The sequence below is a fragment of the Mesorhizobium sp. 1B3 genome, from assembly GCF_050958605.1.
Classification (GTDB): Bacteria; Pseudomonadota; Alphaproteobacteria; order Rhizobiales; family Rhizobiaceae.
In genome coordinates this window covers 314503-326513 of the sequence record NZ_JBJHDO010000001.1, presented here as the reverse complement: position 1 = coordinate 326513, position 12011 = coordinate 314503, and the positions used below count along the sequence as shown (strand labels likewise).

The following is a 12011-nucleotide window of genomic DNA, read 5'->3' as shown; positions in this document are numbered from 1 at the left end:
GCCCGTGCGCTCAGCAACCGCCATGTCCGAAGCTTAAGCAGACAGCCCGGCGACCTGGAGGCCGCCGGGCTGTCGATGAAACCGCAAAACCTGGAAGGCGTCAGCCGTTGACCACCTTGGCGGGCTGACGATCGGCGAGCTTAGCCCGCACAATATTCATGGCCTGAGTCAGGTCGCCGATCGCCTCATCGATCGCGGCGCGCTGCTTCTGGAGCCTGACAAGCTGCTTCTCGGATTTTTCGAGAGCCAGCCTGAGCTGCTTCACATTGGTGCCCGTCGGATCATAAAGATCGATCATCTGCTTCACTTCGCGAAGGGAGAAGCCCACCTTGCGGCCGAGCAAGATCAGCTTGAGCCGTGTCCGATCGCGGCGGGTATAAAGGCGCGTCGAGCCGTCCCGCTTCGGGCTGAGCAGCCCCTTGTCTTCGTAGAAACGCAAGGCGCGCAGTGTCACGCCGAACGCCTTGGCCATCTCGCCGATGCGGAAGTAGCCGTCTTCGGTTTCCAGGGAAGCGTCATTGGAGTTGGCGGCAGCGTCGCCGACCTGCATCAGTTTCGTCATCTTCTTGCTTTTCTCGCTCGTGGCGCCCGGCCGATGCCTGGAACACGCCCTGTCGGAAGCGTTGGGGCTTCGCTCATCCGATCATGGTTTCAAGGAGTTTCAGAGGGCGCGAAAGCGCCTCTCTTACGTTTACGTCAATCCTATACTGAAACGCGATTTTTCTTGCAAGTGCGAAAGGGACGCAGGGCAGCCATGCATTTCCCGCAACTGTCAGCAAAGTCTTAACCTCGATTAACCGCTTGTTTACCACGTTGGGGGAAATGTGCGCATGTCGGTATCCCGTGGTTGTCCTGCGTCGAATTGCTCCCGCTTTTCAACGCAAGGATGACAGCACAGAAGAGCTTGGCTTCTGAGGCTGTCCAAGGAAACAGCAGCCGCGTCGTACCCCGACTTGCACGGAAGCCGGCTCTACGCCGGCGGAGTTTGGCTGGCGGACAATGAACAGCAAGCGGTCCTACCTTGATTCCCTCAACGTCGGGCGGCCGCGCAAGGCGCATGCCTCGCTGGAGGAACTGAATCGTTCGCTTGAAGATATCGAGAGCCGGCTGGAACGCGGCGGAGCAGGCTTCCCCCGCGGCACCGACGCCTCCCGTTCGCAAGGGGCCGACGACCGGCGCACAAGCTCCGGCGAGAGGCGCCAGGATGACCGGTACCGTTCCTCCGGACCGACCTACCAGGAGATTGCGAGGGACATAGACCGTGTCCGCGGTCAGGAGGAAGGCGTCGCGTCGGTCGGTCGAATCGCGAGCGAGCTCAAGGGCCTGCGCGAGGAACTGCGCCACCAGATGACCGCCGGCCTTCGGCGCGAGTTCGATACGCTGCGCAACGATATCGAGCGCGCCTACGCCGCTTCGCCCGCGACAAGCGAGAGCACTGCCCTGGGCGCTGAGTTCGACCGGCTCTCCGACGCCATCCATTCCCTGGCAGGGCGCAGCGACGACCGCGGCGTCCACATGCTTCGGCTCGAGCTGGAGCAGGTCAGGAATTCGCTCGACTTGCTGGCGCGCGAGGAAACCGTGCGCTCGGCCGACCGCCATTGGGAGGAATTCGACAGGCGCTGGTCCCACATCGAGGATCGCCTTGCCGGCAACTCGACGCACAATGACGATCCTGCCCTGGCCGCGCTGAACCGACGCCTCCAGGAGATCACGGAGGCGGTGCACAACCTGCCGGAATCGCTGTGCCTGCGCTCCCTGGAGGAAAAAGTCCGTGTCCTGGCAACAGCCGTGGACCATTTCGCCAGTCAGCAGGACCGGCGCGACCACCAGACTTTTCAACTCATCGAAGAGCGCCTCGACGAGATCTCGCGGGCGATTGTTGCGTCGACCGCGATGATCGAGGCGCCGCATTTCGACCCCGCGCCGTTCGAGCGCATCGAGGCGCGCATCGCCTCGCTCGCCCGGCAAGTGGAGGAATTGATCGAGGACCGGCCGTCGGTCGAGGTCATTGATCGGCTCGCTTTGCTCTCGCAGCGCGTCGATCAGATCGCCGCGCATCGCGCAGTGCCGGAAAAGTCGCTCGAACGGCTCGCAAGACAGGTCTCGGCGATTGCTGAAAAAATAGATAGCGGCCCAGCCGCTCCCGAGGCCGACCACATCCTGCGCGGCATCGAAGATCGTTTCATTATGCTCTCCGACATGCTCGACCGACGGCAAGGCGATGCAATCGAGCACGGGCAGGCGCTCTTCCGCGACCTGGAGCGGCGCCTCGAAGACGTCGCTGCCCGGCTCGACGAACGCCGCTCCGGCTTCGACGACGTTGGCATAATGGATGCCATCGACGCACGCTTTGCCGAACTCGCCCGGCGGTTGGACATCGACAGGCCGGGCCCGGGCGATGAAGCCATGCGTCACATGGAGGCCAGGCTGGAGGAAATCTCCGCCAGGCTCGAATCCTCGGCGGCCCACGTCGCGGCGATCGATCCCGAACTCATCCGGAGCCTGGAGGCCCAGGTTTCCGGCCTGTCGGCGCATCTCGCGCGGCCGGTGGCCCCCCTGCCAGATTTCGAGGATATCGCGCCGCGGCTTGACGAGATCGAACAGTCCATCGCCGGCCAGCGCGATGCCATTCTGGAGGCAGCGCGCCAGGCAGCCGAGAATGCGGTCCGCACGCTCGCCGATTCCCCATCCGATTCGGCAGCTGTGGCTGGCCTTGCCGAGGATCTGAGGTCGCTGGAAACACTCACCCGCCATTCCGACGAGCGCAACACTAGGACTTTCGAAGCGATCCACGACACGCTGCTGAAGATCGTCGACCGGCTGGGCGCGCTCGAGCATCGTTCCCCGGCCCCCCCCAGCCAGCCACCCGAACCTCGGAAGATGGCTGTCAACGCCGCGCCGTCGATCCAGCCGGATGCCGAAGAGGACTTCGCCTTCGTGGCCCTTGATCCCGGCCAGGACAATGGTGCCCGGACACCTCACGAGGCAGCGGCCGCCGCGGCGGCCGCCGCGATGGGTGCGCACACCGCGGAAGAGACCGGTTCGACAGGCCTTGTCCGCTCCATGTTCGGCGGGCTCGGCCGGGCCTTCTTCGCGCGAGAGGAAAAAGCAAGCACATCGCCAGCAGCCGCGGCGCCGCCCCGGCCAGAGGCGCCAACGCTCGATCTCGACGAGCCGCTCGATCCCAGCATCGCCAACCGCCCGCTCGAACCCGGCTCCGGCGCTCCGGACCTGAACGCAATCATGCGGCGCGTCCGCGACGAACGCGGCCAGACGCCGCGCCACACCGACAACGAAGCCGCGAAGTCGGATTTCATAGCGGCCGCGCGTCGTGCCGCCCAGGCCGCCGCGGCCGAAGCCGGGTCCATGAAGGCTTCCGACATGAGCGGGCAGCGCTCCTCCTTCGGCCTCGGCGAATTCCTGCGCCGCAAGCGCAAGTCCATCCTGATGGGGACGGTCGCGATCGTGCTTGCCCTGGGCGCGATGCAGCTCGGTCGAGCGCTCCTCGCCGATGACGAGCAGCTTGCCAATGGCGACGCTTTCACGATCGAGCCGGCCTCGACAACAGCCGATACGCCGAATGCCCGCCCCGCAGAGCCGGTCGTTGCCAGTACCGCGCCGCAGGCCCCACGATCGGCCGCCTCCGACGACATGCCCACAAACGACGGCGCCCCGGAATCCCGGACGGCGGAAACGCCCGTTGCCGCAGAGCCAGACATCGATGCAAGCATGCCGACGTCGAGCATCGACCGCTCCGACGACAGGATGTCGGCGACCGAAGCGGCTCCGCCGATCGTCACCCCATTCACCGAGCCTAATGCGAGCGAGGCAAAGGCCGCATTCGAACCAGCGCCAGCCGATGCCGGTCCCGCTCCGCTGCGGGAAGCCGCGGATGCCGGCAACCCCAAGGCGATGTTCGAGATCGGCTCCCGTTACGCAGAAGGACGTGGGGTGAAGGACGACATGGCGGCTGCGGCGAAATGGTACGAGAGAGCCGCCGAACTGGGATTCGCCCCGGCGCAATATCGTATCGGGAACTTCTACGAAAAGGGGCTCGGCGTAACCCGCGACATAGCCAAGGCCAAGACCTGGTACCAGCTGGCGGCCGCTCAGGGAAACGCCAGCGCCATGCATAATCTCGCCGTGCTCTTCGCCATGGGAGCGGACGGCGTCGCCGACAACGATTCAGCGGCGCGCTGGTTCATCGAAGCGGCCGAGCTCGGCGTCAAGGACAGCCAGTTCAATCTCGGCATTCTGGCGGCCAAGGGCATCGGCATGCCGCAAAATCTGGAGGAATCCTACAAATGGTTCGCCCTCGTGGCGAAGACGGGCGATCAGGATGCTTCCACCAAACGCGACGAAGTCGCCAAGATGCTGCGTCCTGAGCAGCTCGAACGTGCCCGTGCGGCCGCCGAATTGTGGAAGCCGAAGACCGCGGAAGCTGCCGCCAATGCCGTCGACATCCCTGCTTCCTGGCAGGACGGGCCGGTCAAGACCGCCAGCGTCGACATGAAGAAGGCCGTCGCCAACATTCAGAAGATTCTGAACAAAAACGGCTACGACGCCGGCGGCGCCGACGGCGTCATGGGGGAGAAGACCAAGACCGCCATCGCCGCCTTCCAGAAGGACAATGGCATGGATCCGACGGGCCGGGTGGACGAGAGTCTGGTCAAGGCGCTGATCGAACGGAAATAGGCGGACAGGTGGTCCATCCACTCTGCATATTCGCTCGGAGACCGGCGGTGGGGTCTGGCCTTAACCTCGTCTTCGAATGGCGTTTGACATCGCCGCCATGTCGGCCCAAGAACAGCCAGAATTTTCCGGCAAGTGCTTCATAGGGAACGGGTTTCCGGGGCGGTCGCCAAAACAGAGTCAGACGGGTGGGCATCTATCTCCCGATCGCAGAAATGTCGGTCAACATCATCGTGCTGCTCGCCATGGGCGCCGCGGTGGGATTCCTGTCCGGCATGTTCGGCGTGGGGGGCGGCTTCCTCATCACCCCGCTGCTGATCTTCTACAACATCCCCCCGGCAATAGCCGTGGCGACCGGCGCCAACCAAGTGATCGCGTCGTCCTTTTCAGGGGCGCTCGCGCATTTCAAGCGCGGCACGCTCGACTTCAAGCTCGGCGCGGTGCTGCTGGCCGGAGGTCTCGTCGGCTCGACCCTTGGCGCCTACGTCTTCGCGTTGCTGCGAAGCGTCGGTCAGCTCGACCTCTTCATTTCGATCTTCTACGTCGCCTTCCTCGGCATCGTCGGCGGGCTGATGCTGGTGGAAAGCGTCAACGCCTTGCGGCGCGCACGCAGCGGCGCGCTGCCCACCCTCAAGAAATCCGGCCAGCACAACTGGATCCACCGCCTCCCGTTCAAGATGCGGTTCCGAACCTCGAAGCTCTTCGTGAGCGTCATTCCCGTGCTCGGCATCGGCGCCGGGATCGGCTTCCTGGCCGCCATCATGGGCGTCGGTGGCGGCTTCATCATGGTCCCTGCCTTGATCTACCTGCTCAAGGTTCCAACGAATGTCGTGGTCGGCACGTCGCTATTCCAGATCATCTTCGTTGCGGCCTTCACCACCATCGTCCACGCCACGGCCAACCAGACGGTCGACGTCATCCTTGCCTTCATCCTGATGATCGGCGGGGTGGCCGGCGCCCAATACGGGGCCCGTGCCGGCCAGCGGCTCCGCGGCGAACAATTGCGCGCACTGCTGGCGCTGCTGGTATTGGCAGTGGCGCTGAGGCTCGCCTTCGACCTGTTCGTGCGGCCGGCCAATCTTTATTCCCTGAGCCTGCCGGGAAGCGGTTGAACCATGGTCAGGCGATGCGATATCCCGGCCCTGGTCCTGACGGCGCTCACCGTTCTCCTGTTTGCCCCTGGGCCCGGAGCTCGTGCCCAAGAGGCCCTGCCCGAGAACATAGAAATCGGCTTATCCATGGACCGTGTGGCGATCACGGCCGACTTCTCCGGCGCCGACCTCACCATCTTCGGAGCGCTCGACAATGCCGATCCGCTGATCAGCCGGCAGGGGCGCTACGACGTGATCGTGGTGCTGGAAGGGCCGGCCCGGCCGGTCGTCGTGCGCCGCAAGGATCGCATACTCGGCATGTGGATCAACACGGAATCCGAAACTTTCGTCAACGTCCCCATCTCCTATTCGGTGGCCACGACAAGGGCGTTGCAGGACATCACCGAGCCAAAGAGCTACCGGCAGCTTGCGCTGGGAGCGGACAATCTCTACCTGGAGCCGCTCGACCGGTCGGACAGTCCGGCCACGATCGAGGAATTCGCCAAGGCGTTGCGTCAGCTCAAGCGATCGACCGGCCTCTACAGTGAACGTATCGGCGGGGTGCAGTTCCTGTCCCAGAACCTTTTTCGGGCAACCGTGTCGCTGGCCCCAAACGTGCCAGTCGGCACGCACAAGGCGCGCGCCTTCCTGTTCCGCAATGGCTTGTTCATCAAGGAAACCTCGGCACAGCTTGCCATCGTCAAATCTGGCTTCGAGCAGTCGATCTTTCGCGTGGCGAACGACTACGGGTTCCTTTACGGCATCTTCGCCGTTTCGCTGGCCATGCTCACGGGCTGGCTCGGACGGCTGATCTTCCGCAAGGACTAACCCGATTTCATGGGCGCTTGACCTTTGATGGGTCGCGAGTTGCCCTCGCTGTCCTGGCGGACATCCCCGCGAAATTGCGGCGGAGAGAGACACCGGCCGCTTGGGTTCACCCCGGGCGCAGCATCGATCCCGCGATGCGGTAGATTCTGTCGGTGCCTATCATGTAGGCCCGCAATGTCTCCCGAAGGAAAAGCCCGGCATAGGCGCGATCCAGGACGTTGAGCGATCCGGTGAATGCGCCGAAAGCAGGCATGATCATGCGCCTGCCGTCGCTGGCGAAGCAGCGGCGGCGGACGGAGCGGCCCCGCTGGACGATGCGCGCGCAAGGATGGAGATGGCCGGCGACCTCGCCCTCCGCCGTGCCGGCGGAAGGCTCATGCCGGAAGACGAGATTGCCCACGGCGATCTCGTCGACCGTGTCGCCCGGCAAGCCCTGCGGCGCCACAGGATCGTGATTGCCGGTAATCCAGAACCATGCCCGCCCGGCGGCCATGGCTTCAAGCTGATCGCGGAACGGCTCGGGGAGCCGCCCAGAGCCGTCCGGGTCATGAAAGCTGTCGCCGAGGCTGATCACTGTCGCCGGCCGGTAATGATCGATGATCTCGTGCAGCATCTCGAGCGTCGCCGCCGTATCATAAGGCGGCAGGAAAACGCCGCGCCGGGCGAAAGACGAGCCTTTCTCCAGATGCAGGTCCGAGACCGCGAGCAGATCGAGAGCCGGGAAATAGAGCCCTCCACGTGGATCGCAGATCGCCTGCTCCCCCGCGATCTGCGTGGTGCGTCCCGCCTTTTCCACCACCGTCATGCTCCAAACGCCTCCTCGACCAGATCCGCCGCCTCCATCAGCAGCGTTTCGTGGGCTTGGCCGCGTACGGATTCCCTACCGATCTCCAGCATGATCGGCACCGCGAGCGGCGAAATGTGTTCGAGGTCCTTATGCACGATTCGGCCGCCGACGCGGGAGAGCATGCCCGCAACCCTCCTGACATCGAGCAGGCCGCTTGCGGCGTCCGCCCGCGTGGCCTGGAGGAGAATGTGGTCGGGCTCGTGGGTCCGCAGCACGTCGTAGATCAGGTCGGCGGAAACGGTCACCTGCCGCCCTGTCTTTTCACGGCCGGGATGGCGCTGCTCGATCAGACCCGAAATCACCGCGCAACTCCTGAAAGTGCGTTTCAGCAGGTAGCTGTCGGCAAGCCAGGCCTCGAGGTCGTCGCCCAACATGTCCTCGTCGAAGAGCTTGGCCAAGGTCGGACGCCCGCGCCGGAACATGGCGCCCATGTCGTCCAGTCCCCAGACCGCAATGGAATAATCCGTCGCGACGAAGCCGAGCGGCCGGCCACCGGCCCGGTCGAGCCGGCGGGTAAGCAGCATGCCCAGCGTCTGGTGCGCGAGCCGGCCTTCGAAAGGATAGGCCACGAGATAGAATCGATCGCCGCGCGGAAAGGTCTCGACGAGGAGATCGCCGCGGCTCGGCAGGATCGACTTCTCCTTCTGGATGCGCAGCCAGTCGGCCACCTGTTCGGGCAATTTCCTCCAGCGACCGGGGTCGGCGAGCATGGCGCGTACCTGGTCGGCCAGATAGGTCGTGAGCGGAAACTTGCCGCCGGCATAGACCGGCACCTTCGGGTCGCCTCCCGGCGCGTTGGAAACGAAACACTCGTTCTCGCGGATCCCCTCGAAACGCAACACCTTGCCGGCAAAGAGGAATGTGTCTCCAGGCGCCAGTGTTTCGATGAAATATTCCTCGATCTTGCCGAGCACCGGTCCGCCCCGCGACGCAGCGCCGCGGCCGCTGCGCACGTAGCGGATGTTGAGCATGGGGGATTCGACGATGGTGCCGACGTTCAGCCTGTACTGCTGGGCGAACTGCGGGTTGGAGACACGCCAGCGACCGTCCTTGGTCGGGCGGATACGGGCATAACGCTCGTAGCCCCTCAACGCGTAGCCGCCTGTCGCAACGAAATCGACGACACGATCGAAGGTCTCCCGCGGCAGGGCCGCATAGGGCGCCGCGCCGAGGATCTCCTCATAAAGCTCATCCGCCGAAAATGGCGCTCCGCAGGCGCTGCCCATCACATGTTGGGCGAGCACGTCCAGCGCCCCCGTTACCAAAGGCGGAGTGTCCTGAGCGCCGAGATAGTTGGCGTCGAGCGCGGCCTGGCACTCCAGCACTTCGAAGCGATTGGCGGGAATGAGGATCGCCTTCGACGGCTCGTCCATGCGATGGTTGGCACGGCCTATGCGCTGGGCCAGCCGGCTTGCGCCCTTGGGGGCACCGACATGCACGACGAGATCGACATCGCCCCAGTCTATACCGAGATCGAGTGTCGAAGTGGCGACGATCGCACGCAGGCTGTTCGTTTCCATCGCCTTCTCCACCCGACGGCGCTGCCCCGCTTCCAGCGAGCCGTGATGGAGGGCGATCGGCAGGTTGTCGTCATTGGCGCGCCAGAGTTCCTGGAACAAAAGCTCGGCCTGGCTGCGCGTGTTGACGAAGAGGAGCGTGGTACGATGCTTCCTGATGGCGTCGTACATCTCGGGAATGGCGTAACGCGCCGAATGACCGGCCCAGGGCACGCGCTCCTCGGAATCGAGGATGCTGATTTCGGGCTTGGCGCCGCCGGCGACGGTTATCAGCTCGGCCATGGCGCCCAGCGGGTTCTGGCCGACGAGCCAGCGGCGCAGTTCGTCGGGTTCGGACACTGTCGCCGACAAGCCGATCGCCTGCAGCCCCGGGACGAAGCGCCGCAGCCGCGCCAGCCCGAGCGACAGAAGGTGACCGCGCTTGGAGGTCACCAGCGAATGGAGCTCATCGAGCACGACATAGCGCATATCGGCGAAGAAGCGCTCGGCGTCGGGCGACGCGATCAACAAAGCAAGCTGTTCGGGCGTGGTGAGAAGAATGTCCGGGGGCACGTGTTTCTGCCGTTGGCGCTTGTGGGCAGGCGTATCTCCGGTGCGCGTTTCAATGGTGATGGGCAGTGCCATCTCTCCGACCGGTGTGGCGAGATTACGCTCGATGTCGACCGCCAGCGCCTTAAGCGGAGAGATATAAAGGGTATGGATGCCACGGCGCGCCTCGCCGGGCCGCCGTTTCGGGCGGGTTGCGAGATCGGTCAACGCGGGCAGGAAACCGGCGAGGGTCTTGCCGGCGCCCGTCGGCGCGATCAGAAGGACCGAACTGCCGGCCTGAGCCCGGCCAAGCAGGTCGAGCTGGTGTGCACGCGGCGACCAGCCACGTTCCGAGAACCATCTGACGAATGGGTCCGGCAAAAGGCTGGAAGGGCCGTCGCTGTCGATTTTCCTGGTCGGGCGGTTCACGCTCATAGAACTAAACCAGAACAACCAGCCCGTGAAGATCGAACCGTTGAAATAGGTAACGGGTCAGGCAGCTTCGGCGAGCACCATTATTCCCTCGATCGGCTCCCCCCGATCCATGCGGATGGTGGCGCTGCCGAGGGCGGCGACGGTCAGATCCCGCTGTTGGAGCAGCCGGAGAAGATAGGCCTGCGAATGGGCGTAGCGCCGCGAGGGACGCAGCACGAAATCCTCCGCACCATTGTGGCGTTCGACCGAGAAGGCGAACAAGCCGCCGGGCTTCAAGGCGGCCGCGACGCTGTCGAAAACACGCTCAAGCGCTCCGACATACATGAAAACATCGGCCGCCGTGACCAGATCGGCGCTCGTCCCCGGCAGCGCCAGCGACTGAAGGTCAGACTTGATCAACCGATCGTAGAGCCTTTTGGCCTCGGCCTTCTTCAGCATGGCCGTCGAAATGTCGTGACCTTCGAGGAATTCGACGACGGGCCGCAGTCTCTCGCCCATCAGACCCGTGCCGCAACCGAGATCGACGGCGCTCGCGAAGCGCCTCTCACCGCGCTCGTTGATGGCCTGGCGTAACAGTTCCGGCACACGATAACCGAGTTTTCCGACAAGCGACTGATCGAAAGTGCCGGCATAGTGGTCGAACAGCGCCTCGACGAAGGCCCCTGGCGGCGCAGCCGAGAAGGGCGCGGCTCCCACCAGCTCCAGCTTGAGAGCGGCGCCCGCGCGATCCTGAGGATCCAGCTTCAACGCCGTATACCAGGCTTCTGCGGCGAGCTGGTTCGCACCTGCCGCTTCGTGCATTTCGCCCAGGCGGAACCAACCCATCGTCCAGCCCGGCGCGAGCTCGAGCGCGCCCATCATCAACTCCGCCGCGGCGGCGTGATCGCCCGAAGCGAAGAGCATTTCGGCATAGTCGGCGCGACGATCGGCCAGGATGTCGCCGGAGGAACGAAGCAGCGGTTTCAATTGGGATCTCGCGGGTAGGGACGCGAGCCTATACAGCGTGTCAGGAGCCTAATTCAACGGGCTTTTCCAATTCCAGCAAATGCCTATGTTTGGGCCATGCGCGCTCGCGATCTGCTTCGCTCCCGCCCTGAAGGCCTGTATTGCCCGCCCGGCGATTTCTTCATCGATCCGATCAAGCCGGTGGACCGCGCACTGATCACCCATGGCCATTCCGATCACGCGCGCTCGGGCCACGGCTCGGTTCTCGCCACGCAGCAGACACTGGACATTATGGGGCTGCGCTACGGCACCCCGTTTGCCGGAACGACACAAGCCGCAGCCTTCGGCGAGACCTTCGATCTGAACGGCGTGAGGGTGACTTTCCATCCGGCCGGCCATGTGCTCGGCTCCGCGCAGATCGCCGTCGAACGGGGCGGGCTGCGAATCGTCGCTTCTGGCGATTACAAGCGCCAGCCGGATCCGACCTGCGTCGCCTTCGAACTCGTGCCCTGCGACGTCTTCATCACCGAGGCGACCTTTGGGCTGCCGGTGTTCCGCCATCCGCCGGACCGGGAGGAGATCGGCCGGGTGCTGCGGTCCGCCACCCAGTTTCCCGAACGGTCCCACGTCATCGGCGCTTATGCGCTGGGCAAGGCGCAGCGGGTGATCCGGCTGCTGCGCGACTGCGGCTATGACCGGCCGATCTACATCCACGGCGCCCTGGAAACGTTGAGCGCATATTATCGGAGCCAGGGGGTGGAACTCGGCCGGCTCGAGCCGGCGACCGTCGACAGATCCACCAAGGACGATTTTGCCGGCGCCATTGTCATCGGTCCTCCCGCAGCCTTCGCCGATCGATGGTCGCGGCGGTTTCCCGACCCGATTTCCTGCTTTGCCTCGGGCTGGATGCGCATCCGGCAGCGCGCCAGGCAGGGCGGCGTCGAACTGCCGCTCATCATCTCCGACCATGCCGATTGGGATGAGCTGACCGACACGATCAAGGAAACCGGGGCATCCGAAGTCTGGGTAACGCATGGCCGCGAGGAAGCATTGGTGCGCTGGTGCGAACTCGCCGGCATCGCCGCCCGGCCCCTGCATCTCGTTGGTTACGAAGACGAGGGGGATTGA

8 protein-coding genes are annotated in these 12011 nt (G+C 64.5%); 4 read left to right on the top strand and 4 right to left on the bottom strand.

The genetic code is table 11. From position 1 onward, the window contains the following. Positions 1-100: 100 nt before the first annotated feature. On the bottom strand, positions 101-562 hold the full coding sequence (locus tag ACCO56_RS01495; RefSeq protein ID WP_433636940.1) for a MerR family transcriptional regulator: 462 nt from the start codon (positions 560-562) through the stop codon (positions 101-103). Between the two features lie 437 nt (positions 563-999). On the opposite strand from ACCO56_RS01495, the gene ACCO56_RS01490 reads away from it, so the two are divergent. The 3 genes from ACCO56_RS01490 (at position 1000) to ACCO56_RS01480 (ending at position 6611) form a co-directional block, all read left to right on the top strand. Then, entirely contained in the window at positions 1000-4695 is a 3696-nt protein-coding gene (locus ACCO56_RS01490) for a peptidoglycan-binding protein (protein ID WP_433636938.1), read from the top strand. Between the two features lie 185 nt (positions 4696-4880). Beyond that, positions 4881-5804 (top strand): sulfite exporter TauE/SafE family protein, encoded by a 924-nt coding sequence (locus tag ACCO56_RS01485; protein WP_433636937.1) that lies wholly within the window; start codon positions 4881-4883, stop codon positions 5802-5804. 3 nt (positions 5805-5807) lie between these two features. Next, on the top strand, positions 5808-6611 hold the full coding sequence (locus ACCO56_RS01480; protein WP_433636935.1) for a TIGR02186 family protein: 804 nt from the start codon (positions 5808-5810) through the stop codon (positions 6609-6611). Positions 6612-6717: 106 nt separating this feature from the next. Here the strand turns inward: ACCO56_RS01480 and pdeM are convergent, their stop codons facing one another. Genes pdeM through ACCO56_RS01465 form a run of 3 tightly spaced genes read right to left on the bottom strand, consistent with a single transcriptional unit; the run spans position 6718 to position 10904 of the window. Further along, on the bottom strand, positions 6718-7416 hold the full coding sequence (pdeM, locus tag ACCO56_RS01475) for a ligase-associated DNA damage response endonuclease PdeM (protein ID WP_433636933.1): 699 nt from the start codon (positions 7414-7416) through the stop codon (positions 6718-6720). Beyond that, the gene (locus ACCO56_RS01470) at positions 7413-9938 is read right to left on the bottom strand and encodes a ligase-associated DNA damage response DEXH box helicase (protein WP_433636931.1); all 2526 of its coding nucleotides are present in this window, start codon (positions 9936-9938) and stop codon (positions 7413-7415) included. Before ACCO56_RS01470 ends, pdeM begins: the two co-directional genes overlap by 4 nt. A gap of 57 nt (positions 9939-9995) precedes the next feature. Further along, complete coding sequence (locus tag ACCO56_RS01465) at positions 9996-10904, bottom strand: methyltransferase domain-containing protein (RefSeq protein ID WP_433636929.1); 909 nt, start codon at positions 10902-10904, stop codon at positions 9996-9998. A gap of 96 nt (positions 10905-11000) precedes the next feature. Between ACCO56_RS01465 and ACCO56_RS01460 the strand changes: the two genes are divergently transcribed. Further along, positions 11001-12011: a ligase-associated DNA damage response exonuclease gene (locus ACCO56_RS01460; protein WP_433636927.1), complete on the top strand. Its 1011-nt coding sequence runs from the start codon at positions 11001-11003 to the stop codon at positions 12009-12011.